This is a genomic window from Paenibacillus sp. NRS-1760, from assembly GCF_050467785.1.
In the GTDB taxonomy this organism is placed as follows: Bacteria; Bacillota; Bacilli; order Paenibacillales; family Paenibacillaceae; genus Pristimantibacillus.
The window spans coordinates 319829-345578 of the sequence record NZ_JBITPK010000006.1 but is presented as its reverse complement, the minus strand read 5'-3'; the positions used below and the strand labels follow the sequence as shown (position 1 = coordinate 345578).

Sequence of the window (25750 nt, the reverse complement as noted above, 5' to 3'; positions counted from 1 at the left end):
GGAATTAAATTCATAGTATAAAAGCCCTGGTTCTTTGGAAGGAGTAGGTTGCGAAGTGAAAGATAGAATGACGAGAAGATGGAACACATATGAGTCGTTTTATATTGATCTAGGTGACAAAAAAGTAGCGGATATCGTTATTACAAACCATGCCAAAAGTCGTTGGCTTGACCGGATAGAAAGCGAGAAAACCGGTTATGAAGATATAGCTGAATATTTATGGGAATGCTTGAAACAAGGCCGCATCGAGCCTTATTACCGCAATGAGCAGGACGTTTATTTAATTGACGACGATCTCGTATTTGTTGCTGAATTTGCAGATTCGATGACAGAAACGGATATAACCGGAACTCCGCTACATAAAATGATCATAGTAACTTTCCTTGGGCGCATGTCAGAAACAATCGAGCTAAGGGATCTAAAGTCCTACTATTCGTGGCTTCGCCATTCACGGCGCATGACTCTCGTCAAAAGCAGCAGAAAAAGAAAATGAGACTTTGTACCTATATATCAAAGAGTGGAGCGTCCAATCCTAAAACAGATTGCACGCTTTTTTTGTGCGTGTTGTAAGATTCTGTACAAGGTTTATAGTATAATAAGCACCAGAAGAAAGGATGATTGGACGATGGCGCTTAATTTTCATCAACTGCACATATTTTGCACGGTTGCGGAACGCGGCAGTTTTTCAGCTGCAGCGCAATCATTACATATGACTCAGCCAGCCGTTACGATGCAAGTGCAGTCACTGGAAGATTATTTTGGCACGAAGCTGCTTCAGCGATCAACGAAGCGAATCGAGCTTACAGAAGCTGGACGGGCTCTTATGCCTTACGCGCAGAGGAGCATCGATCTTATACGAGATACAGATCAGGCGATGTCAGCATTCACGAAGCAGCTTAAGGGAAGATTGCAGCTCGGTTCGAGCTTAACGATAGGTGAATATATTTTGCCGCGCCTGCTTGGTCCTTTTGGACAGGAATATCCGCATATTTCGATTAGTATGAAAGTTATGAATACCTCGCAAATTATGGAGGATATTTTGAATCATCAGCTTAATTTCGGATTAATTGAAGCTCCTGTTAATCATCCCGATATGCATATGGAGGCGGTAATGAGCGATGAGCTTAGATTGATCGTATCGCAATCGCATCCATTAGCCGATCGAGAATCGGTTACATTGGAAGAAGCGATGGAATATCCGTTTGTTCTGCGTGAGCAAGGCTCGGGGACAAGACTTGTCATGGAGGAGCAGCTGAGGAAAAAAAATATAGATCCTGCATCGATGAAGATCGTAATGGAGCTGGGCAGCACTGGAGCAGTCAAATCTGCAGTTGAAGCAGGCCTTGGCATATCTTTTATTTCCTCTTCCTCTGTAAAACATGAAGTTGCGCTTGATTTAATTCGGATGATTAAAGTGTCGGATTCCAAGTTCCAACGACAGTTTTATTCGATATACTTAAAATCGGCTATATTGCCGATATCAGCTGTTACTTTTCTAAGTTTTTTGAGAGAGAGGGATTTGCAGCAATGGCTCTAATGAACGTACTTGCTGATTTGCATACGCACACGACGGCTTCTGATGGCATGCAAAGCCCCGCGGATAATGTTCGGCTAGCCAAAGAGGCAGGGCTTGCTGCGATTGCTATAACAGATCACGATACGGTGGCTGGTGTAGCTGAAGCTTTGCTTGAGGGCGAACGATTAAACATTACGGTTGTTCCCGGTGTTGAGGTGAGCACGGTGGCAGAAGGAACGGATATTCATATTCTCGGCTATTACACGAATAATAACGACGAGAAGTGGTTATCGCGTCTTTCGAGTTTGCGCGGGCTAAGAGATCAACGGAATGAAATGATTATAACTAAATTAAATGAGCTTGGCGTTGTGCTGTCTATGGATGATGTTATCGCTGCGGCTCATGGTGAAAGCTCGAAGGAAGAGCTCCAAGCAGCCGAGGTAAGTATTGGTCGCCCGCATATTGCTGCTGCACTTATTCAAAAAGGTTTCGTTCAAAATATGAAGGAAGCTTTCGATCGCTATTTGGCTGCCGGAGCCGTGGCGTATGTCAATCCACCGAGATTGACTCCATTTGAGGCGATTGACTGGATTAGAGAAGCGGGAGGCACAAGTGTTATTGCGCATCCTGGTTTATACAACAATGATTCTTTAGTCGAAGAACTGGTACGCTATGGCGTGCAGGGCATCGAGGTGTTCCATTCGGATCATGGACCGGAAGAAGAGCAAAGATACGGGCAGCTTGCAGCGGAATTCAACCTGATCGTTACAGGTGGATCGGATTTCCATGGATCGCGTCAAGGCGTTGTATTTCATGGCGAGGTGGGCAGCCGTACCGTAAATGCAAGCGTGCTAAAGCAGCTTCAGCCTTCAGGATGATGACCTTAGCCATCTGAGGACTTGAAGTGAACGCTTTACTATGCAATGAAACGAATTGTTATTGAAAGAGGCAATCTTAAGGGCTTATAACCTTTGGACTGCCTCTTTTTTGCGGTTTCGAGCGAATTTTTGGTATTTGGAAAATGTCGGTATAGATATTTGTAGTTATTATGCAAATTTTGAATTAATAAATCATAAATATGGTTTTAAACACCATAATTCAATATAAATATGACAAAATGGTGACGAAAACGAGCAAACATAAATTTCATAAATCATTTACAAAGTGAAAATTATAGATTTTGTCGATTTTTATTTAATAGAAGATGCCAAGAAAAAACCCACTAGGAAGGTTGGTTATACGCTTTCAAAAAAATGAACTATTAGCTCATTCCTCAATTAACGCCCTTGATTCGACAAAATCTGCAAATGATTGGAAGTTAAATATTTGGCTTTTAGCAAGAAAACCGAAGCAAATGATAGAAAACGATAGATAATAGCAGATGTATTCGTTTTATTGAAAACTGGTGAGATTTTACAATTCTGATAATGATGAGATAGGTTGAAAGTAGAAAAAGAAACGTAGCAATGGTTCGTAATCGCCATTGCTAAATGAAGGAGTGGATAGTTATTCAGTACATGCTGTATGCGACAACCGTTGTTTTTCTCATCTTTCAACTGCTGTATACGGTTATTCCGTTGTTCTTCAGCAAGGTGCGAAAGCTTAATAACGAGCTTAATGAGAAGTCGTTATCGGTCCTGGTTCCTGCGTATAACGAGGAGCTTACGATCAAAAATTGCATCGATGCGATGCAGGGTCTGCATTATCAGAATCATGAGATCATTATCGTAAATGACGGCTCTAAAGATCGTACCTTTAACAAGCTGCAAGAGCTATTGGATCTTCGGAATGATTACAGAAAGGCTAGTCAAAAACTGAAATATAAAAGAATTAGAGGTTTTTACCGTTCAAGCAAATTTCCCAACATCTACGTCATGGACAAAATGAATGGCGGCAAAGCAGATTCACTCAATGCTGGCATCGATTATGCGAATGGCGAAATTGTTATTACGCTTGATGCTGACAGTATGCTGGAAGTAAACTCCTTAAAATACGTAAACCAATATTTTCACGAAAGCGACATTATTGCCCTAGGGGGAACCGTCAAAATCGTACAAGGCGCAGAACGACAAGACGGCGTCATTATGGAGAAATTTATAGGAAAAGGCATTATAAAAAGCCAAGTCATTAGTTATATCCACAGCTTCTACGTCCGCAAATTAACACAATCGCTATTTAACTCCATCGTCGTTATCTCAGGGGCATTCGGAGCCTTCTACAAGGAACTCATGTTTGATGTGAACGGGTTCAGAAGCACGGTTGGCGAGGATATCGACATCACTTTGAAAATCCACGAGTACATGAAAGCAAATAAACTCAAAAAAAGACTGGTCTACGCGCCGGAGGCGGTATGTTACACCGAATGTCCGGAAAATATGAAAAACTTCTACAAGCAGCGTATTCGTTGGCAGAAAGCGTTTGTGGATTGTATCCTCATTTATTGGTCGAAATTATCTCGGAGCTTCAGTATCGGCGTCAGCTTGTTTTTTGCAATAGACGGCTTCGTACTCGGAACATTAACCGCATTTACGACGATTTTCCACATGGCGCACGCCATTACATCGGGCAGCGGCATATGGGCAGCGATTGTACTATTCCTTGTCACGATGATAGTGAATGCAATTCAAATCGTTATATCACTCTATTTGTGCAAAAAGTATGGCAGTAATTATTCGTTGCTAGATTATATTAAAATGTTTGGATTTAGTCAGTTGGAATTGTTCACATACCGATTTGTGCTCCTTTACATTAACATCATTGGAACATTCAAATATTTCGACAATGATGAAGGATGGGGTTTTGTCGAACGCAAGGGCGTCGCATCCATTAGCCAAAATACAGTGGCAAGTTCGAGATAATATTGGAGGGACATTATGAGCAACACAGCCCATGTTCAAAATAATCGAATTATGTATATTGATTTATTAAGGATTCTCTCCATAGTAGCCGTTATCGTGCTTCATATTACTGCATCCTTGCTGACCCGAACGAATGATTTTTCGACAACCTCATGGTGGGTCAGCAATGTATTCAACTCAATTTGCCGCTTTGCAGTTCCGGTATTTTTTATGATCAGCGGTGCAATGATTTTGAGAATCGAAGTGAAGTCCTATAAAGGATTTTATAAGAAAAGAATACTGCCTCTGATCATTCCTTTGCTTACATGGTCATTAATTTACGGCTATTACAAGGAGTATTACATCCTCAAAAGCCAAATGAGCGCGTACGAGTTCATTCTCGATTTTGGCAAAAAATTAGTAACAGATGGAAACTACGTTCATTTGTGGTTTTTGTACGCTATTATTGCCATTTATATGACCGTTCCGCTAATTGGCAATCTCGTACGCTCATGCAGTGAGAAGGATCTAAGATATTTTCTAATCTTATGGTTTATCGTCAGTATCTTGTACCGGTTAGTATCCGACATCTTCTTACGCCTAACCGATCAGCACCTTTATGTACCTAGTATGAATATTCCATTTTTTATGGGCAATTTAGGTTATTTTGTACTTGGCTACTATCTCTTTAATGTCGAGCTTCGTCCCGTTATTAAGCACACATTGTTTAATCTCGGCATTTTGTCCTTTTTCCTAACTCCAATATTGACTTATGTAGTGTCCTCATATGGCGGGGTGCTGGACGAGATGTTTTACGGCAACTATTCCATTACAAGCTTCTTAATGGCGATCGGCGTGTTTCTGTTTTTTAAGGAAAAAGATACGATGATTAGCCGGAAAACAAATTATAAGGTTAAAAAAGTAATAGGCTCCGTCTCTACGGCAAGCTTCAGCATTTATTTAATCCATCTCTTGGTCGATACGATGGTTTCAAGGGATGTGGCTATCGATGCAACATTCCTTGAGACGACATTAAGCCTTCTGTTTAATATCGTTGCGATTTTCTCGATTAGTTATATCGTTGTCAAAGTGTTTAATTTGAATCGGTGGGTAACGCATATTTTATTCGGCGGAAGGGGGTAGCGGGGTGAATGTGAAGAAGACGGTAAAAGGGAAAAAAATGATAACTGCGCGAAAAGGAACGAAAGCGCTAAAAGTGAATTTTTTGACCAAAGCGCTTGTGGCTGTGCTTCTTGTTGGTATGGGCATTTACTTCTACCAAAGCGTAAACGCAGAGGATCGGAAGTTGTCAACGGTATATATCGAAGCATGGCGCGACCCGAAGGATGTAAGATTATCGGAGCAGGGCGTAGATATCGCCTTTGTTGCCTTCGCCAAAATTTCCGGTACTGGCTTGTTCTTTCATGAAAAAGAAGAAGGGAACAAGCAGATCAAACAAAACATTATACAGCTCAAAGCCAATAATCCAAAGACAAAATTTGTTCTTGCCGTTGGGGGTTACGGCGTAGATGGCTTCTCAGACGCTTCGCTCGACGGCAATCGATATGTATTTACGAAAAATATTATTGATTTGGTCAAGGAGCTCAATCTCGATGGTGTTGATATTGACTGGGAGTTTCCTGCCTTCGACGCATGGGGAACCGTAAAGGCGAGTCCAAAGGATACAAAAAACTTTACAAGCTTAATGCGAGAGCTAAGAGAACAGTTAAACCTGCTGCCGCATAAAGGAAACAAAAAGTATATTCTTACTTTTGCAGCAGGTACACAAGATTGGTATTTTAAAAATGTAGAAGTGAAGGCCGTAGAAAAGTATGTCGACTTCATCAATGTCATGAGCTACGATCTGACTGGCAGATGGTCCGAAACGACAGGATTTAATGCTAATCTTTACAAAGATAAAGGGAATAAAGCGACTCAAAGCGTGGATCAGATCGTGCGAGCTTTTCTAGATCACGGAGTTGATAGCAAGAAACTGCTGCTTGGCATCCCAGCTTATTCATATGGCTGGACAGATGTGAACAGTGATGAAGATGGTTTTTTTGCCAAGGGCAAGCCAATCGATATCGAGAAAGTAAATATTCATTATCGAAATATTGAGGAGAAATATTTGGACAAAAATGGATTTAAGCGTTATTTTGACGATCAAGCAAAAGCAGCTTACCTATTTAACGGCAGTACCTTCATTAGTTATGAAGACAAAGAAGCTTTGCGAGAAAAGGTCAAATACATCAAGCAAAGAGATCTAGCAGGTGCGATGGTATGGGAATATGCACAGGATGCAGAGAATGGAATTATTCAATATTTGTCCGATAACTTGAACAAGGAGCTAGGCACTGAGGATTAAATAGAGGAATAAGCGAGGCCAGGAAGCTTTATTGAAATACAGCAAAAGGGAACTTCTTATCCAAGGAAGTTCCCTTTTCCCTTTTGTTTGATGAAGATTTTCGGATGCTGCAAATCAAGAGAGTTTGTTGCAGTACCGCTAGAGCTGTCTATTTCAGCTGGCATGCCAGCGATTTGATACGTCGCTCGTCTGGCGTAATAAACAACGTTTTCTGATTGTCATAGATAACAAACCCCGGCTTAGCACCGCTTGGCTTACGTACATGACGTATCGTTGTGTAGTCTACTGGTATCGAGCTGGAGTCGCGAGCCTGACTATAATGTGCAGAGAGCATAGCGGCTTCTTCAAGTGTTGCATTGCCAAAGTCTCCGCCTTTTATAACGACATGAGAACCAGGAATATCCTTTGTGTGCAGCCATGTGTCAGAAGGTGAAGCAAGGCGGTTCGTCAAGTATTCGTTTTGTGTATTGTTTTTGCCGACATACATCGTTACCCCCTCGGAAGAGGTATAACAAAGCAAGGTTGGTTTAAGCGTTTTTTTCTTCTTTGGACCGCGGCGTCCACGTTCCTTCATATAGCCTTGTTCCACGAGCTCGTCACGAATTTCGCTTATATCGCCAAGTGAGGCGTTATCGACCTGCTGAAGCAAGGTTTCAAAATATTGAATTTCTGTACGAGCGAGCTCCATTTGCTCGGCCACGATGGATAGACTGTTTTTGTGCTTCGTGTAACGCCGGAAATAACGCTGAGCGTTGTCAGAAGGAGTAAGATGCGGATCAAGATCAATCTTTATTACAGCTTGCTCCTCATCATAGAAATTGACGAGCTCAATTGTTGTGTCGCCGCGCTTCATCTGATGCATATAGGCAGTAAGGAGCTCGCCCAGTACCCGATATTTTTCAGCATCCTTCGCTTCAACGAGCGTATCCTCAAGCTTTTTAATTTTTGTAACGTTTTTTGCTTTTTCATTTTGAACGAATCGGATGAGGTCAGCAGCGCGCTGCTTAACGGTATCGCGTTCAGCCTTATTGCCGTAGAAACCTTCAAGGCAGGCACTAATGTCTGGGAATACCGTTTCTTCTCCATCGATATGTGTAAGCTCAGTGACAGAGAAAAATGACTTGCCGGTATCTGCGTTGGTTTTAATTGTAGGTTTATAAATGTCTTGTTTTACTTGCTCCATAAAGGTTGAGAAGCTCTTCCAAACCGCCACTACGCTTTCCTCAGAACCTTGTTCAGCCTCTGGAAGCACATCTGCACCTGCTCGATGAACCAGCTCTTTGGCGAGCAAAGGGCTAAAGCCGCTTAGCTTGTCGACTAGTCTTTTGTAAAGAGGAGCGGCTTCATCCGTATCGCTTAAAGCGTCCAAAAACTGCTGCTCGTTCACAATCGAAAGCGGATCTAGTTTGCCTTGCTCAGGCGGAGAGGTATAGGTGCTGCCGGGCAATACGATGCGGTGACTGCTTATGGCTGGCGTCACATGGTGGATGCCATCGTGAATGAGGCCGGTTGAAGGGTCCATCAAAATAATGTTGCTATGACGCCCCATAATTTCCACAACAATCGTTTTATTCGATAAATCGCCGAGCTCGTCCCGATGTTTAACCTCAATATGAATGATACGCTCCCGACCAACTTGACGAACGGATTCAATCAGTCCGCCTTCGCAATGCTTCCGAAGCAGCATGCAAAACATAGGCGCTTCCATAGGGTTGACGTACGTACCGGTTGTCCAGTGCACCCTTGGGTAGGTCGGGTTGGCGGACAAGAGCAATTTGCCCTGCGTGCCGGCTCCGCGAATGCTGAAAACAAGCTCATGATTGGTAGGCTGGTGAATCTTATGTATACGCGCTCCGACGCAGCGCTGTAGGTCTTGCGTAATTGCATGGGTGACGATGCCGTCTAATGCCATGGTGTTGTTCCTCGCTTCCTTTGTAAGTCTTTCTCTATCATGCCATAGTTGAGCCAAAAACTTAAGTCTTTTATGGGATATTTTAAGGGCTGTCCGAATACATTTACCCTATAAAGGCTGTCCGAAGGGCCGACAACTTAGCTGCTTGGCTCGGCATATTACAGGAGGGAGTTAAACCATGGAACAAATGAAATGGCATCAAATGGGGACAATTGAGCTGATTGACGCATTAGTCAGCTCCCCAGATCAAGGACTGACTACGTCGGCAGCGGCGCAACGTCTAGAAGAAAATGGAAAAAACGAATTGTCTGAGGGCAAGCGCGTCTCGCCGATTTTGTTGTTCCTTAATCAATTTAAGGATTTTATGGTACTCGTTTTAATGGGTGCAACGTTGATTTCTGGCTTGCTGGGCGAATATTTAGATGCAATTACGATTGTTGCGATCATTGCTCTCAACGCCGTGCTTGGATTCGTGCAGGAATTTCGAGCCGAGCGCTCATTGCGGGCGCTTAAGGAATTATCCGCCCCGACAGCCAAGGTTATACGCGGAGGCGAGCTACTGACTGTACCAGCGAAAGAGCTTGTGGCAGGCGATCTTATTTATTTGGAAAGCGGAGACCGCATTCCGGCTGATGTACGGCTGCTTGAAGCCAATAGCTGCTATGTGGAAGAGTCCGCTTTGACGGGGGAGTCTGTCCCCGTTGGTAAGCACGCTGCAGCGATTGCAGAGGAAGACTTGCCTTTGGGTGATCAGCGCAACATGGGCTTCATGGGCACGATGCTCACAAGGGGAACTGCTCGAGCAGTCGTCATTCGTACAGGCATGGATACGGAAATGGGCAAAATAGCAGGACTTATTCAACAGACTGAATCGATGGAAACGCCGCTGCAGCATCGTTTAGAGCAGTTAGGCAAAATATTAATCGTTGTGGCGATCGGCTTGACGATTATGGTAGTCATTGCAGGTATTTTGCACGGCCAGCCAGCGTATGGCATGTTCCTTGCAGGTGTTAGCTTGGCGGTAGCAGCTATTCCAGAGGGGCTGCCAGCAATTGTGACCATCGCTTTAGCTCTTGGCGTACAGCGGATGATTAAACGGAAGGCAATCGTTCGCAAGCTGCCTTCAGTTGAAACATTAGGCTGCGCATCCGTTATATGCTCGGACAAAACAGGGACGCTGACACAAAACAAAATGACGGTTACCCATGTCTGGATTGGCGGCAGACAGCTTGAAGTGAGCGGAGAGGGCTACGTTCCAAATGGTGCAATTTATGAAGCTGGCAATGCGCTTGACATTAAGCATGATTTATCAATTAAACGTCTCCTTCAAGTAAGCGCCTTGTGCAATAACGCACAGCTGTCGAAGGTAGAAGCTGTAGATACGGGCAAGCGCAGAAACAAGGAGCAGCATGAAGAGTGGATACTTAAGGGAGATCCAACTGAAGGTGCGCTTGCTGTGCTTTCAGCAAAGCTGGGCTCCTCTGCCAAATCATTGGAGCCGCTATATAAACGGGAGAAGGAATTTCCATTTGACTCGGAGCGCAAACGGATGTCAGTTGTTGTATCGCACCAAGGCGGGCGGCTTATTTGCACCAAGGGTGCCCCTGATTTACTGATGGATCATTGCTCTTATGTTCTCTGGGAAGGGAAGGTCGTTCCGTTTACTGCAACGCTGAAGCGCAAATGCGCTGAAGCAGGCGAGGTTATGGCGCAGTCAGCGCTTCGTGTATTGGGACTTGCATACCGGGATTTGCGCGCATCCGACGCTTGTGAGACCGAAGAAGACGTAGAGAGTCAGCTTGTATTCGTAGGCTTGACTGGGATGATCGATCCGCCTCGCCGCGAGGTGAAAGAAGCGATTACGAACTGCAGGCGTGCGGGAATTAAAACCGTTATGATTACCGGAGATCATCAGCTGACAGCAGAAGCAATTGCAGGTCAACTAGGCATTATGCCGCGCGGAGGCATCGCTATGAGCGGCAAGCAGCTGGAGGCGATGTCTGATGAACAGCTCGACCGGCTCGTAGACAATATTTATGTATACGCGCGTGTATCGCCAGAGCATAAACTGCGTATCGTCAAAGCGCTTCAGCGCCAAGGACATGTCGTTGCGATGACAGGCGACGGCGTAAATGATGCTCCAGCGATCAAAGCAGCGGATATCGGAATTTCGATGGGGATTACCGGAACGGATGTATCGAAGGAAGCGTCCGCGCTCGTTCTGAGTGATGACAACTTCTCGACAATTGTTGCTGCTATAGAAGAAGGAAGAGGCATTTATGAAAATATTCGAAAATTTATCCGTTATTTATTAGCATCAAACGTTGGCGAGATACTTGTCATGTTTCTTGCGATGATGGCTGGATTGCCGCTTCCGCTCGTACCGATTCAAATATTGTGGGTCAATCTGGTCACGGACGGATTGCCGGCAATGGCGCTTGGCGTAGATCAGGCAGAAAAGGATTTAATGCAGCAAAAGCCACGTTCGGCAAAGGAGAGCATCTTCTCCCGCAGGCTGGGCTGGAAAATTATAAGCCGAGGCATTCTGATAGGTGTATGTACGCTTGGCGCTTTCTGGATTACGCTTCAAGACGGTCCAAACAATGCTGCGCACCTAATGAAGGCGCAAACGGTAGCTTTCGCTACTCTCGTTATGGCACAGCTCATCCATGTATTTGACTGCCGAAGCTCGCGTTCCATTTTTCACCGTAATCCGTTCCAAAATAAATATTTGGTGCTTGCCGTATTGTCTTCGCTAGTGTTGATGATCGGAGTGCTTTATATCGATGCATTGCAGCCTATCTTCAAAACCGTTCCACTTAACTTCCGTGAATGGTGTCTCGTCTTTGTAGCTGCGGGAATTCCTACTTTCTTAATGGGAATTGGCAGTGTATTCGGCACTTCCAAGAAAAATAAAGGTAAAACGAAATGGCCGTTAGGCCCTCAAACCGCGGCAAGATAACGAAAAAATACAAATCTTGATACAAATTATGAATAGCCTTTCTCCTTGCTTTGCGGTATGCTATTAGCAATTAATCATAGTTTTATCATACCTAGAGATGTAGCAAGGAGAGGGCATTCAGATGAATTTTACAAAAATGAACGGTTTGGGAAATGACTTTGTGGTGATTGCAGGCGAGCAGCAGCTTCCAGAAAATGTTGCGGAATTAGCTATACAGCTTTGCAACCGGTTTTTTGGAATCGGGGCAGATGGTCTCGTTTATATTTTGCCTTCAGAAATCGCGGATTTCCGTATGCGCATTATTAATTCTGATGGCTCAGAAGCTGAGCAATGCGGCAACGCCATTCGCTGCGTCGCTAAATATGTGTATGATAATGGCTTAACCGATAAAGAAGAGATTACAATCGAAACACTTGGCGCAGGCGCTCAAAAAGTGCAGCTCACCGTTCAAGATGGCAAAGTGTCATCTGTGCGTGTAGATATGGGAGAGCCGATTCTAAATGGCCTTCGTGTACCAACAACGATCGATGCGGAGCAAGTCGTTGAACATCCGATAGAGGTGGACGGTCGTGAATTCCGTTTTACCGCTGTATCGATGGGCAACCCTCACTGTGTCATCTACGTTGATGATGCTGTGAATTTTGATCTAGGCACTTGGGGTCCCAAACTTGAGACACATCCGTTATTTCCACGTAAAATAAATGTTGAGTTCGTTACGGTGAACTCCCGTACGCATACCGATATGCGCGTCTGGGAGCGCGGTGCAGGACCAACGCTAGCTTGCGGTACAGGCGCTTGCGCAACTGTAGTTGCTTCTGTACTCACTGGCGCAACAGATCGGACAGCAACGGTTTCACTCAAAGGCGGCGACCTATTGATTGAGTGGAATGAATCCGATAATCATGTATATATGTCTGGACCAGCTGCAGTATCATTCTGCGGCGAGTTTTAAGAGCAAAGTAAGATGGGTGGTATGAATATAATGAAACCGGATTTGAGGGAAGCGCTCCAGCAGCGTATCTTGACCGGGGACGGCGCGATGGGAACCTATCTATATCAGATGGGGTTCCCTGTCGGCGTTTCTTATGAGGAAATCAATACGAACCGTCCCGATGTAATTGAAAATATTCACCGTCGCTACTATGAAGCTGGCGCGCGCGTAATTGAGACAAACACATTCTCAGCCAATCTTGAGAAGCTCTCGAAATATGGCTTAGAAGACGAAATGGATGCAATTAACCGTGCTGGTGTACGCGCAGCTCGCGCAGCGATCGGCAATGATGCTTATGTTGTAGGCGCTGTTGGCTCTATTCGAGACGGCAAGCTGAAAAATTTGCGAACAGCTAAAGTAATTGAAGCCTATCAGCGGCAAATGCATGCGCTGCTTGATGAGGGCGTGGATGGTCTTTTGCTGGAAACCTTCTATGATCTTGATGAAATGCTGCTTGCCCTTAAGATTGCTAGAGCAACGTCAAATGTTCCTGTTATTTGCCAGTTTGCAGTCGAGGATGTTGGCCGCACGCAGGATGGGAATGGCATGAAGGGAGCCTTCGATTTACTGCAAGAAGAGGGCGCTGATATGGTTGGATTTAATTGCCGCAGCGGCCCGAATGGGATTATGAGAGCGATCGACTCGATAACGGGGCCAGTTGGCTTACCATTATCGGTATATCCGAATGCAGGTATACCCGACTATATTGATGGCAAATATACGTATCCCGCAGGACCTGAATATTTTGCAGAGACAGCCTTGCGCTTTGCAGATCGCGGCGCTCGCTTGATTGGCGGCTGCTGCGGTACGACTCCTGAGCACATTAAGGCAATTGCCGAGGCGCTAGACGGTTATGTTCCACAGCTCGGACAAGCAGCTGTTCATACGGCTGCAGCAGAGAGAATTGTTGTAAAGCCAGTTGAGAAATCAGCTGATACAGTAGACGCTGCGCCACTGAAACAAACGGTGCAGGAGCCTAACATTGTAGATTTGGTTCAGAAGCGCCACACCGTCATTGTTGAGCTTGACCCGCCGCGTGATTTGGATATTCGCAAATTTATGGCTGGTGCTGCTGCTTTGAAGGAAGCAAAGGCGGATGCGGTTACGATGGCTGACAACTCACTGGCTGTTACGCGAATGAGCAACATTGCACTCGCAGCGCTTGTCCAAGAGAAAGTAGGCATTCGTCCGCTCGTGCATATCGCTTGCCGAGATCGCAACTTGATTGGTACGCAGTCACATATGATGGGTCTCGATGCACTCGATATCGATCATGTGCTCGCTGTAACTGGAGATCCTGCCCGATTTGGCGATTTGCCGGATTCGAGCTCGGTTTATGACCTTACTTCCTTCGAGATGATTCGTATGATTAAGCAGTTGAATGATGGAACAGCCTTCTCAGGCAAGCCGCTTAAGCAAAAAGCGAAGTTTGTTGTAGGCGCCGCATTTAATCCTAATGTGAAGCATTTAGACAAAGCGGTCCAACGGCTTGAACGTAAAATTACTTCGGGTGCAGATTACATTATGACGCAGCCTGTCTATGACCCAACCTTAATTGAGCGAATCGCAGAATCAACGAAGCATTTGTCAGTACCAGTATTTATCGGAATTATGCCACTGGCCAGCGGACGGAATGCCGAATATTTGCATAACGAGGTGCCTGGTATCCAGCTATCTGATGAGGTTCGCCAGCGCATGGCGGGTCTTGAAGGGGAAGCGGGCCGAGCGGAAGGCGTGCAAATTGCAAAGGAGCTGCTCGACGTTGCTTTGCCGCATTTTAATGGCATATATTTAATCACACCGTTTATGTTCTATGATATGGGTGTTCAGCTTACCAAATACGTTTGGGAGAAGACTGAGCGTACACAACTAAATCGATAAAATAGATGCGAAAACAGCCTTTTTTTGCTTGTTTTCGCATTTTCGCTTGTTCGTTCGTGAAAAATCAATTAAAATGAATCATGGATACAGATGCCGCACATATTCAGCGTGGTAAGGACAGGCTGCCTAAAATCGTTTATAATGGCTTCTAAAGCCTGTAACGGAAGTATGTCCGACACTTTTTTCGTCAACAATAGTGCAGTAGTTCTGTCGGTATTTGGCAAGAACGCGAACTTGTCGTATTCACATTTATAAAATATAAAAGGTATTTGAACATTTGTAGACAGATGCACAAGGGAAGACCGTAGGCGGAGGAGGAACGAGGCTTGGCTATTAAACTTATTAATATCGGATTTGGTAATATTGTATCTGCAAATCGCATTATATCAATCGTAAGCCCTGAATCGGCTCCGATTAAAAGGATCATTCAAGAAGCGCGTGACCGACATATGCTGATCGATGCTACATATGGTCGTCGCACACGGGCTGTTATTATTACGGATAGTGATCATGTGATTTTATCGGCGGTTCAGCCAGAAACAGTTGCGCACCGATTATCCACTAAGGACGACGATAACGACGAATAGTACGGGGAGTAATATGGATAAGGGATTGTTAATTGTATTGTCCGGCCCTTCAGGGGTTGGCAAAGGAACGGTTTGTTCGGTTCTTCGCAACAAGGTTCCTGAGCTGGTTTATTCTGTGTCGGCGACGACCAGGCTACCGCGTCAGGGTGAAGTAGATGGCGTGAATTATTTTTTCAAAAGCAGAGAGCAGTTCCAAGATATGATTGCGCGTGACGCACTTTTGGAGCATGCTGAATATGTTGGTAATTACTACGGTACACCGCGTGATTTCGTTGAACGCACTTTAGAAAGCGGCAAGGATGTTATTTTGGAGATCGAGGTACAGGGAGCGCTTAAGGTGAAACAAAAGTTTCCCGATGGTATTTTCGTATTTCTATTGCCACCATCTTTGGATGAGCTGAAGCAGCGAATTACCGGACGTGGTACTGAATCTTTGGATACGATCAATAATCGCATGTCTGTGGCCGTTGAAGAAATGAATTTGCTCGGTCACTACGACTATGCGGTATTGAATGATGAGATAGATGCTGCATGCGATCGTATTCGCAGCATCATGATTGCAGAGCATTGCCGCAGAGAAAGATATTTACCTTACGTTTCGGGAATGGTTGCCGCAATTGAGAAAGCATGAGTGAGGAGAATGAACGATGTTATATCCGTCCATTGATGAAATGGTGAAAAAAGTTGACAGTAAATACACGCTTGTCGTAGCAGCTTCAAGACGCGCACGCATGCTTCGCAACGGAGACAAGTCGGAGCTTAAAAACCCGCGCTCCCGCAAGTATGTTGGTGTGGCACTAGAAGAAATTTACGGTGACATTCTCCAAGTGGAAAACCTAGCAACAAAAGAGGATTAAGATCTGTTTTATTATAGTAAACAGAACAGCGGAGTGTATACTGGAGACAGTATTACACTCCTTTTTCTTTTTTAATGCTCACAATTTTTGAAAGGAGCAATCCTGTGGATCCCATTCTTTTTACGATTATTATTATGGTTGTTTTCTTGTTTCTATTGTCATTTATTATCCGAGATTCGATAAACTCGTCTAAATTGACAAAGCAAGTGGAAATGCTTAATACAGAGATCCAAATGCTGAGGAAAGAAATCAAAGAGAACAAACATATTGTTGATAAGCGAGTTTGAGCAGGTCATAACGTTTCAAAGAGAGGCTGTGAGTGCGAGAATGATGGCAGATGAACAGGAACTCCGCGAAATAAAAGAGTCATTAAACAAGCTGGATGAACAGGTCAAGCGGATCGTTGCTAAGCCTAGACGCAAACGCTCAGGATGGATGAACTTTGTTATTGGCTTTCTTATTGTGCTTGTAGGGATATGCATGTCAGTTGGAATCTTTGAATTTCTAAAAATGATGAATAATCAATAATAGACGATAAGGACGTACATCAAAATGAACATTAGCCTGCAATCTTTTCCATCATTATCTAAAGGTATAGTATGGGGTTTGGTTGAAAATTGTTTCTCTCTTGATTACGAAGTTGCAGAAAAATCTGTTAGCAATATTAGCATTATACCTACGGTTGGCGATCAATATGTAGTCATGAAGCTAGATGACGGAAGATGGGAACTTGCCGGAGGAACTTTAGAGCCTAACGAGCACCATATGGACGCCCTTGTTCGTGAAGTGAAAGAAGAACTTGGTGCAGAATTGGTTTCTTATACGTTGTTTGGCTGCTTTCAATGCCGCTCGTTTGCTGATGAGCCATATAGGCCGCATATTCCGCACCCGCATTTTGTGCGGCTAGTCGGCTATGGCGAGGTTAATCTGGTGGAGGCACCGCTTAATCCGCCAGACGGCGAGCAAGTCATTGCCGTTGATGTCGTGGATATTGACGAGGCAGTAGGTAGGTTCGAGCAAATAGGCAGATATGATATTGCCGAGCTGTACAAGCTTGCTCATCAGTTAAGAAAAGCAGCTCTTAATCAAGGGAAATAAAACATAAATTACAGCTCGAAATGTGAATGGATTACTTAGAATTTTCTGCCGCATATGATATGATAGAAGCAGTGTTTGCAGGTGCAGGACGAATGAACAGGAGGGAACGGAATGGACAAATTACGTTATCCAATTGGCAGGTACTCGTTCGAGGGAATGACGGTTAAGCAGCGTGAACAATGGATTGTAGAGATTGAGAAGCTCCCAGGACAGCTAAGAGCAGCTTTGGCAGATTTGGATGAAGACATGTTGAATACGTCTTATCGAAGCGGCGGATGGAGCTTGCGCCAGGTAGTTCATCATTTGGCAGATGCATCGATGAATAGTTTCACACGATTCAAGCTTGCCCTGACGGAGTCCAATCCGACGATTAAGCCTTTTAACGGGGAACGCTGGGCAGAAACCGCTGACAGCCTGCAAGCATCGACAGAGATCAGCTTAGCGATTGTAGAGGGTATTTATGCGCGCTGGGTATTGCTGCTTCGTTCAATGAATGCTTCAGATTTCGAAAAAATGTTCTATCATCCAGAGAAGGGCAGTCAAATTGGATTAGCTTATTTTCTTGGATTTGTAGCTTGGCACGGCAAACATCATGTTGCCCAAATTACAAGCTTAAGGGAACGCAAGGATTGGTAGCACAATTCGTAATTATCAATGACAAATAAAGTTACACATTTCAAATAATATAACATGATAAGCTAGATACTTATTATGCGGCTTATCATTTTATCGCGTAACGAGCTTATCTGCCATTGGGCGGCTTCTGCCGTTTGCATTTGAAATATAAAAATTGATGTTAACATATTGTGAAAGCAGTTTATATTTCATCATGAAACGGGCTATTGCCGCCAAAGGATGGGTTTTGCTGTTTACGCTTGACGGGAGATACACCATGCTAAAAGGAAAAACAATTATACTCGGCATCACAGGCGGAATTGCAGCCTATAAAGGCGCAGCGCTTTGCAGCAAGCTGGTGCAGGCGGGCGTTAATGTGAACGTCATCATGACTGAATCGGCAACAAAATTTATAACGCCGCTCACGTTGCAAACGTTATCTCGCAATCCCGTATATATCGATACGTTTGATGAGAGAGATCCAGCGGTAGTTTCTCATATTCATTTGGCAGATCATGCGGATTTAATCGTCATTGCTCCGGCTACAGCTAATGCAATAGCAAAGCTAGCCGGAGGTCACGCTGATGATATGCTTAGCACAACGCTGCTTGCTGCTACTTGTCCGGTACTCATAGCGCCAGCGATGAATGTACATATGTATGAGCATCCAGCCGTTGTCCATAATTTGGAACTGCTGGCGTCGCGCGGCGTGATGTTTGTTGAGCCTGGCACTGGGCAGCTCGCATGCGGCTATGTTGCCAAAGGACGCCTTGCTGAACCGGAAGATATCGTAGCTGCAATCGACTCGTGGTTTAGCAAAAACGGTAAGCTAAAAGGGAAAAAATTGCTTGTTACCGCGGGTGGAACGATTGAGCGACTGGACCCGGTAAGATATTTGACCAATGACTCGTCAGGCAAGATGGGCTTTGCAATTGCTGAGGCAGGGCTGATGATGGGCGCTGATGTAACTTTAGTTGCGGGCCGTACCTCAGCAGAGCCTCCTGCAGGTGTGAAGGTCATTCATGTGGAGTCCGCGCAGCAAATGCTTGAAGCTGTTACGAGCATCTATGACGACATGGATATTGTCGTGAAATCGGCAGCGGTAGCCGATTATCGAGCAGCACATGTGAGCGATCAGAAGATGAAGAAAAAAGGCGAGAAGCTCGTACTCGAGCTAGAGCGTACAAAGGATATTTTGGAGACATTGGGACAGCACAAGCAGAAGCAGTTTCTTGTTGGTTTTGCTGCAGAAACGGAGCAGATCGAGCATTATGCGATGGACAAGCTGCGCCGCAAGCAATGCGACCTCATTGTTGCTAATGATGTAAGCAAGGACGGAGCGGGCTTTAACGGAGATACCAATATTGTGCAAGTATATGGCGCAGAAGGACTTGTGGAGAAGATGCCGCTATTGTCTAAGCGTGAGGTTGCGAATCGCTTGCTGGAGTTGATTGCAGGACGGCTAGTGTCTCCTGGAGGGAACGGCTAATGATTGCTAAAGTAATTGTTGACGTGCCGAGCCGCCAGACGGATCGGCCGTTTGACTATGAAGTGCCTGCAGCCTTTGAAGATTGGATTGAGGTCGGCAGCCGCGTTGGCGTTCCTTTTGGCGGCCGCGTCTTGCAAGGATTTGTCACGGAATTGTCGGAGACGACAGATGTTGCTATAAATCGATTAAAATCGATTTCAGAGCTGCTCGATCATGTTCCGCCTTTATTGCCGGATCTTATTGAACTTGCGAGATGGATGAGCGATAAATATTGCTGCTCATGGACGACAGCGCTTCAGGCTATGATTCCGGCAGCCTTGAAGGGAAAGGCTGAACGGCTGGTTGGCATTCAAGACGAAGAAGCAGCAATGGTGGATCTGCCGCCAGCTATGCTGGAGTGGCTAGGCAGCAGTGGACAGCTTGTTAAACTTGAAGTGCTGCTGGAGCGTTTTCCTGAGCATGCAAAGGCCGTTAAGGCTGCTCTTCGCGAAGGTGTGCTGGTCGAACAAACTTCAATTCGCGATCGACTGGCTGTACGCAAGGTGCTGACCGTATATGTGCCAGATAATGTGGAGGCTGTACGCGTACAGATGGAAGCCTTGCCTTCTCGTGCGGCTAAGCAGCGTGAAGTTCTTGCCTTTATGCTGGAGCATGGCGGACCACTGGCGATGCAGCAGCTGCTCGCTTTGGCAGGGGGCTCTGCGGCAAGTGTTCGTTCACTCGCAGAGAAAGGGCTGCTTGAGCTTAGAGAGGTAGAGCAGCAGCGCGATCCTTATGCGGGTAGAGAATTTGAACGAACGACTCCGCTAGAGCTGACAGAAGGCCAGAAAGATGTTTATGACCGTATCGTTAGAGCTGTTGATGCGGGCGAGCCTCAGACGATGCTGCTGCATGGCGTAACGGGAAGCGGGAAAACGGAAGTTTATTTGCAGTCGATTCAATTTTGCTTGGAGCAGGAGAAGCAGGCCATTGTACTCGTTCCTGAAATTTCACTGACGCCCCAAATGGTTGAGCGTTTTAAAGGACGGTTTGGCGACGCAGTTGCTGTGCTGCATAGCCGGCTTTCGAATGGCGAGCGATACGATGAGTGGCGAAAAATTCGCAGCCGCCAAGTTCAGGTAGCCATTGGCGCACGCTCCGCTATTTTTGCACCTTTTGAACGAATTGGGCTTATTATAATTGATGAAGAACATGAATCCTCCTATAAACAGGAGGAAAGTCCGAAGTATCATGCACGTGATGTGGCGGTCAGAAGAGCGAAGCAGCATGGAGCGGCAGTCGTTCTTGGTTCGGCAACGCCATCGCTGGAATCCTTTGCAGCGGCTAGCCGGCCGCTGTCTGCCCGTGACGAAGGCCGCGAGCCGGCATTGCTGCCAATGCCTAGCCGTGTTGGCGACAGACCGCTTCCGCCGGTTGCCGTTATCGACATGCGCGAGGAGCTGAAGGAAGGCAACCGCTCGATGTTCAGCCGCTTGCTTCACAGCTCGCTTGCTGATAGGCTCGAGCGCGGAGAGCAATCGGTGCTGCTTCTAAATAGACGCGGTTACTCAACATTTGTGATGTGTAGGTCTTGCGGCTATACTGCAGCTTGTCCCCACTGCGATATTTCATTGACCTATCATCAGAAATCACGGGCGCTGCGCTGCCACTATTGCGGGCATGCCGAGCAGGCCCCAACCACATGTCCTTCTTGTCAAAGCGAGCATATTCGTTATTTTGGAACTGGAACGCAGCGGGTTGAGGAAGAGCTCTCGAAGCTGTTCCCGGGCATTCGTGTTATTCGCATGGATGTGGATACAACTACAGAAAAGAATTCGCATGAAAAGCTTCTGAAGCAGTTTGGCGAGCGTAAAGCGGATGTATTGCTCGGTACGCAAATGGTAGCGAAAGGTCTTGATTTTCCTTTTGTTACTCTAGTTGGCGTAATTGCTGCCGATACATCGCTTAATTTACCTGATTTTCGCGCAGCAGAACGAACGTTTCAATTGCTTACACAGGTTGCGGGACGTGCAGGCAGGCATCATTTGCCAGGTGAAGTCGTCATTCAAACCTATGCTCCCGAGCATTATGCAGTAGTGACCGCTCAGCAGCATGATTACACTGCTTTTGTAAGTGAAGAGCTGCGTCATCGCAGTGCAATGGGCTATCCGCCTTATTGCAGACTGATTCTCGTTACGATGTCTCATGAGCAGCTGCCGCTGCTATCTTCCATTAGTGAACGATTTGCTTCTGATCTGCGAGAATTAGCGGAAAATGAAGGCGTCCTTATTTCGCTAAGCAGCGGTTTTGGTCGAGCGCTAGAGGTGCTTGGACCAGTAGCATCGCCAATTTCGAGAATGAAAGATCGCTACCGTTTTCAATGTGTGATAAAATATCGTGGGAGTATCGATGCTTCGGCCCTTGTTCGCAAGGCACTCGTCCCGTTTACGGATGGTCCGCCGCAGCGCCAGGTGCAATTCAGTATTGACGTAGATCCACAAGTTATATTATAAATAGCTATTACTATTTTAATGAACGTAAAGGAAGGGAATACTATGAGTATCCGTATAATTGTAAAAGAGCCAGATCCGGTATTGAGGGAAGTGGCGAAGGAAGTAACGAAATTTAATGCAAACTTGCAAAAGCTGTTAAAAGATATGGCTGAAACGATGTACGATGCAGAGGGAGTAGGTCTTGCTGCGCCGCAAATCGGCATCTCGAAGCGTGTTATTGTAGTAGATGTAGGCGATGAGAATGGTTTGGTCGAGATGGTTAATCCCGTCATCGTAGAGCAAGAAGGAGAGCAGCTTGGTCCTGAGGGCTGCCTTAGCATTCCGAATCTTAATGGCGACGTGCTGCGTGCTGATCGCATTGTGGTAACCGGACAAGACAGCAGCGGACAGACGTTTACCGTTCAAGCATCTGGTTACTTCGCTCGCGCGTTCCAGCATGAAGTTGATCATTTGAACGGCATTTTGTTTACCGATTTGGCGGAGAGCATCTACGACATTTCGGAAAGAGCTAGAAAAGGCGGCGAATAGCTTCATGCGTATCGTATTTATGGGGACGCCAGAATTTGCCGTTCCCTCTTTGAAGCTGCTCCTTGAGCAGCAATATAATGTTGTCGCTGTTGTAACACAGCCTGATCGGCCGAAGGGCCGCAAAAAAACGCTGACGCCGCCGCCTGTAAAGGAAGCGGCGTTGTCGCTTGGACTGCCAGTGCTCCAGCCTGAGCGCATGCGCAGTGCGGAGGCGGTTGCAATGGTTGCTGAGATGCAGCCGGATCTGATTGTAACGGCAGCCTACGGTCAAATATTGCCGAAGGCGCTGCTGGAAATCCCTCGACTTGGATGCATCAACGTGCATGGCTCGCTGCTGCCGAAATATCGCGGCGGCGCACCTATACAGCGGTCGATCATAAATGGCGAGAGTTCAACTGGCGTGACGATTATGTATATGGCAGAAGGACTGGACACGGGCGATATGATTAGCGTCGTGGAGCTTCCAATTACCGATGAGGATACATCAGGCACAATGTTTGAGAAGCTGAGCATCGCAGGTGCTGAACTGCTTGGCAAGACGCTTCCTGCTATCGTTGCTGGAGAAGTAAAAGCCGAGCCGCAGCAGCACGAGCAAGCAACCTATGCACCGAATTTGACACGCGATGATGAACGAATTGATTGGACAAGACCTGCGCGTGCCATCTTTAATCAGGTACGAGGTTTGTCGCCAATGGCCGGCGCCTTTACGTACTTAAACGGAGAAGTATTCAAAGTGTGGAATTGCGGAGTTCCTTCGGCAGCCACAGCAGCTAATGCTGCTGCTGAGCCAGGGACCGTAGTTGCAGCAGACAGCAGCGGCATTCACGTTCAAACGGGTGAAGGCGTACTAGTGCTGAAAGAAATTCAGCCCGCTGGAAAAAGAACGATGACCGCAGCAGATTGGCTTAAGGGTGCACGCTTAGAAGCGGGCACACGATTAGGAGATGGTGGAGCAGCATGACGGAAAGTACACAAAAACCAAGTCCAAATCGCAATAGCAGCAATCGAGCAAAAGGAAAATCCGGAGCGAAAGCTGGTCATAAACGACCTGCTGCCGGCGGGCAGTCTGCTCAAAACGGCCAGCAGCAGCCGGCACCGCGAAAGGTGAAATCTCCCCGTGAGCTGGCAATGGATACATTAGTAAAGGTCGCACAAACCGGTGCATACAGCAATTTGCAGCTTAATCGCACATTGCAGGATGCAGGTTTGCAGAGAGCGGACGCTGGGCTTGTTACCGAGCTTGTTTACGGCACGATTCAGCGACAAGTGACGCTTGATTACTGGCTTAGCCGCTTTGTATCCAAAGGGCTGAATAAGCTTGAGCCTTGGGTACATCAGCTGCTTCGAATGAGTGCTTATCAGCTATTGTACTTAGATCGAATTCCGGCACATGCTGCTGTGAATGAAGCGGTTACGATTGCAAAGAAACGCGGACATTCAGGTATTTCAGGTATGGTTAACGGCGTGCTCCGCAGTATCGATCGCGGACGAGCTGAGCTGCAGCCAGCTGAAATTAAACATAAAGATCCAATTATGCAAATTGCGCTGCGGCATTCCTATCCAGAATGGCTCGTAAGCCGCTGGTCTACGGCTTACGGTTATGAGCAGGCAGAAGCTATCTGCGCTGCGGGCAATGAACATCCGCATACAAGCGTTCGCGCTAATACACTAAGGGGCACTCGTGAAGAGGCGATCGAGCTTCTAAAAGCAGCAGGATATGAGGCTGAGCCTTCTGTCATTGCTCCTGCAGGTATTACGATTAATCGCGGAGGCAATCTGGCCGATACAGACGGATTCCGCGAGGGTGTTTGGTCGGTACAGGATGAAAGCTCCATGCTGGTAGCTGAAGTTGTAGCGCCAAAAGCCGGCATGCAAGTGCTGGATTGCTGCGCGGCACCAGGTGGAAAGAGCACGCATTTGGCAGAACTGATGGGCGGCAAAGGCAAGGTTTGGGCGAATGATTTGCATGCGCATAAACGTGATTTAATTGTGACGCAAACCGAGCGCTTGAAGCTTCGTAATGTTGAAGCGATTACCGAAGATGCTCTCAAATTAGGCGAGCGCTTCAAACCGCAATCGATGGATGCCGTGCTGCTTGACGCACCATGCTCTGGATTCGGCGTTATTAGACGTAAACCAGAAATCAAATGGACTAAAACCGCAGGTGATGTATCGGATATTGCTGCCATTCAACAGCGTTTATTGCATTCAGTATGTGATTTAGTGCGCCCTGGCGGTGTGCTTGTTTATAGCACATGTACGATAGAGAAGGAAGAAAATGAGCAGCAAGTAGCTCGGTTTCTGCAGGAGCATCCTGAATTTGAATTGGATCGCAATTGGCCAGAAGCTATCGTTGATCAGTTGATGAAAGCTGGAGCCATCGATGAGCATTTTAATGGTCAAGCTCAGCTGCTTCCACAGCATTTTGACAGTGATGGATTTTTCATAGCAAGGATGGTAAAGCGTCCATAATCGCTGCTTATGGCTGAACATGGGCGTTTGTGGTAAAATAAATCGATGGCGGTGTTCAGCTTCTATGAGCCGTCCTACTATAAAGGTACAGGTGTGATGAAATGAAACCATGCATATATGACTACACGCTCGAACAGCTTCAACAATGGATGACAGATAATGGTGAGCCGGCATTTCGCGGCGGACAGCTGTTTGATTGGTTATATGTGAAGCGGGTAAAGAGCTTTGAAGATATGTCCAACCTATCGAAAACCCTTCGCGATAAGCTGGAGGAGAACTTCCAAATTATTACGCTTAATGAGATTACAAAGTTTGAATCGAAGGACGGAACCGTGAAGTTTCTATTCGGACTTCATGATGCCCACGCGATTGAGACTGTTATTATGCGCCATAACTACGGCAACAGTATTTGTGTAACTACACAGGTCGGCTGCCGAATCGGATGTACGTTTTGTGCTTCGACGCTTGGCGGCTTGAAACGCAACTTGACTGCGGGCGAGATCGTAGCGCAGGTTGTTACAGCGCAGATGATGCTTGATGCTACCGGAGAACGTGTATCCAGCATCGTTATTATGGGTTCTGGAGAGCCGTTCGAAAACTATGATGCAACGATGGCTTTCTTGCGTATTATGATCCACGAGAAAGGCCTTAACATCGGTCAGCGTCACATTACGGTTTCGACTAGCGGCATCGTGCCGAGCATGTACAAGTTTGCCGAGGAGAATACACAAATCAACTTGGCACTATCGATCCATGCACCAAATGATGCGCTTCGCTCAAAGCTAATGCCGGTTAACCGTCGTTTTCCTTTTGCTGATGTAATGGCAGCTTGCCATAACTATATTGCGAAGACTGGCCGGAGAATAACATTTGAATACGCCTTGATCGGCGGTGTTAATGATCAAGCTGAGCATGCGCAGGAGCTGGCAGACGTGCTGCAAGGAATGCTTTGCCATGTTAACTTGATTCCTGTAAACCATGTCCCTGAACGTAATTATGTTCGAACTCCGCGCGAGGACATCTTTGAATTCCAGCGTGTACTTGAGAAAAATAAAGTGAGTGTAACGATCCGCAGGGAACAAGGGCATGACATTGCAGCTGCATGCGGCCAATTAAGAGCAAAACATATGGAGTCTCAGGCGAGGTGA

At 46.1% G+C, this 25750-nt stretch carries 22 protein-coding genes; 21 read left to right on the top strand and 1 reads right to left on the bottom strand.

The features are described 5' to 3' along the window. The first annotated feature begins 67 nt into the window (after window positions 1-67). The 6 genes from ACIFSR_RS04075 to ACIFSR_RS04050 all read left to right on the top strand — a co-directional run bounded on the left by ACIFSR_RS04075 (window position 68) and on the right by ACIFSR_RS04050 (window position 6718). Complete coding sequence (locus ACIFSR_RS04075; protein WP_372238996.1) at window positions 68-493, top strand: hypothetical protein; 426 nt, start codon at window positions 68-70, stop codon at window positions 491-493. A 132-nt stretch (window positions 494-625) separates the two neighbouring features. Beyond that, window positions 626-1537: a selenium metabolism-associated LysR family transcriptional regulator gene (locus tag ACIFSR_RS04070; RefSeq protein ID WP_076268257.1), complete on the top strand. Its 912-nt coding sequence runs from the start codon at window positions 626-628 to the stop codon at window positions 1535-1537. Continuing rightward, on the top strand, window positions 1528-2394 hold the full coding sequence (locus ACIFSR_RS04065; protein ID WP_430055106.1) for a PHP domain-containing protein: 867 nt from the start codon (window positions 1528-1530) through the stop codon (window positions 2392-2394). The genes ACIFSR_RS04070 and ACIFSR_RS04065 overlap by 10 nt, the downstream gene beginning before the upstream one ends. Before the next feature lie 630 nt (window positions 2395-3024). Beyond that, window positions 3025-4374 carry a glycosyltransferase family 2 protein gene (locus tag ACIFSR_RS04060; protein WP_339209589.1) on the top strand — a complete coding sequence of 450 codons (1350 nt, stop codon included), beginning with the start codon at window positions 3025-3027 and terminating at the stop codon, window positions 4372-4374. Between the two features lie 15 nt (window positions 4375-4389). After that, the gene (locus ACIFSR_RS04055) at window positions 4390-5496 is read left to right on the top strand and encodes an acyltransferase (RefSeq protein ID WP_430055103.1); all 1107 of its coding nucleotides are present in this window, start codon (window positions 4390-4392) and stop codon (window positions 5494-5496) included. 37 nt (window positions 5497-5533) lie between these two features. Then, complete coding sequence (locus tag ACIFSR_RS04050) at window positions 5534-6718, top strand: glycoside hydrolase family 18 protein (protein WP_430055140.1); 1185 nt, start codon at window positions 5534-5536, stop codon at window positions 6716-6718. 148 nt (window positions 6719-6866) lie between these two features. On the opposite strand, the gene ACIFSR_RS04045 is transcribed toward ACIFSR_RS04050, so the two are convergent. Next, a complete protein-coding gene (locus ACIFSR_RS04045) occupies window positions 6867-8630 on the bottom strand; it encodes an Rqc2 family fibronectin-binding protein (protein WP_430055100.1) in 1764 nt (587 codons plus the stop codon). Between the two features lie 178 nt (window positions 8631-8808). Here ACIFSR_RS04045 and ACIFSR_RS04040 point away from each other — a divergent pair, with 178 nt between their 5' ends. From ACIFSR_RS04040 to rlmN, 15 genes are all read left to right on the top strand, one after another. Further along, a complete protein-coding gene (locus ACIFSR_RS04040; protein WP_076268260.1) occupies window positions 8809-11592 on the top strand; it encodes a calcium-translocating P-type ATPase, SERCA-type in 2784 nt (927 codons plus the stop codon). Window positions 11593-11713: 121 nt separating this feature from the next. Then, on the top strand, window positions 11714-12544 hold the full coding sequence (gene dapF, locus ACIFSR_RS04035; protein WP_339208827.1) for a diaminopimelate epimerase: 831 nt from the start codon (window positions 11714-11716) through the stop codon (window positions 12542-12544). Between the two features lie 30 nt (window positions 12545-12574). Beyond that, window positions 12575-14464, top strand: a complete 1890-nt coding sequence (locus ACIFSR_RS04030; RefSeq protein ID WP_430055096.1) for a bifunctional homocysteine S-methyltransferase/methylenetetrahydrofolate reductase — start codon at window positions 12575-12577, stop codon at window positions 14462-14464. A 326-nt stretch (window positions 14465-14790) separates the two neighbouring features. After that, window positions 14791-15051 carry an extracellular matrix/biofilm regulator RemA gene (gene remA, locus ACIFSR_RS04025; RefSeq protein ID WP_005548256.1) on the top strand — a complete coding sequence of 87 codons (261 nt, stop codon included), beginning with the start codon at window positions 14791-14793 and terminating at the stop codon, window positions 15049-15051. A 13-nt stretch (window positions 15052-15064) separates the two neighbouring features. Beyond that, window positions 15065-15682 (top strand): guanylate kinase, encoded by a 618-nt coding sequence (gmk, locus tag ACIFSR_RS04020; protein WP_076268262.1) that lies wholly within the window; start codon window positions 15065-15067, stop codon window positions 15680-15682. A 16-nt stretch (window positions 15683-15698) separates the two neighbouring features. Continuing rightward, window positions 15699-15908 (top strand): DNA-directed RNA polymerase subunit omega, encoded by a 210-nt coding sequence (rpoZ, locus tag ACIFSR_RS04015; RefSeq protein WP_053375625.1) that lies wholly within the window; start codon window positions 15699-15701, stop codon window positions 15906-15908. A gap of 267 nt (window positions 15909-16175) precedes the next feature. Next, window positions 16176-16436, top strand: a complete 261-nt coding sequence (locus ACIFSR_RS04010; RefSeq protein ID WP_430055091.1) for a hypothetical protein — start codon at window positions 16176-16178, stop codon at window positions 16434-16436. Between the two features lie 24 nt (window positions 16437-16460). After that, window positions 16461-17006, top strand: coding sequence for an NUDIX hydrolase (locus ACIFSR_RS04005; protein WP_430055089.1), 546 nt, complete (start codon window positions 16461-16463; stop codon window positions 17004-17006). 111 nt (window positions 17007-17117) lie between these two features. Then, window positions 17118-17642, top strand: coding sequence for a YfiT family bacillithiol transferase (locus ACIFSR_RS04000; RefSeq protein ID WP_430055086.1), 525 nt, complete (start codon window positions 17118-17120; stop codon window positions 17640-17642). A gap of 256 nt (window positions 17643-17898) precedes the next feature. Then, window positions 17899-19110 carry a bifunctional phosphopantothenoylcysteine decarboxylase/phosphopantothenate--cysteine ligase CoaBC gene (gene coaBC, locus ACIFSR_RS03995; RefSeq protein ID WP_430055083.1) on the top strand — a complete coding sequence of 404 codons (1212 nt, stop codon included), beginning with the start codon at window positions 17899-17901 and terminating at the stop codon, window positions 19108-19110. Further along, window positions 19110-21602 carry a primosomal protein N' gene (priA, locus tag ACIFSR_RS03990; RefSeq protein ID WP_430055080.1) on the top strand — a complete coding sequence of 831 codons (2493 nt, stop codon included), beginning with the start codon at window positions 19110-19112 and terminating at the stop codon, window positions 21600-21602. The genes coaBC and priA overlap by 1 nt, the downstream gene beginning before the upstream one ends. Before the next feature lie 42 nt (window positions 21603-21644). Beyond that, entirely contained in the window at window positions 21645-22130 is a 486-nt protein-coding gene (gene def, locus ACIFSR_RS03985; RefSeq protein WP_218639590.1) for a peptide deformylase, read from the top strand. Between the two features lie 4 nt (window positions 22131-22134). Beyond that, entirely contained in the window at window positions 22135-23091 is a 957-nt protein-coding gene (gene fmt, locus ACIFSR_RS03980; RefSeq protein ID WP_339208835.1) for a methionyl-tRNA formyltransferase, read from the top strand. Further along, window positions 23088-24602: a 16S rRNA (cytosine(967)-C(5))-methyltransferase RsmB gene (gene rsmB / locus ACIFSR_RS03975; RefSeq protein WP_430055076.1), complete on the top strand. Its 1515-nt coding sequence runs from the start codon at window positions 23088-23090 to the stop codon at window positions 24600-24602. Before fmt ends, rsmB begins: the two co-directional genes overlap by 4 nt. A gap of 101 nt (window positions 24603-24703) precedes the next feature. Next, a complete protein-coding gene (rlmN, locus tag ACIFSR_RS03970; protein ID WP_430055073.1) occupies window positions 24704-25750 on the top strand; it encodes a 23S rRNA (adenine(2503)-C(2))-methyltransferase RlmN in 1047 nt (348 codons plus the stop codon).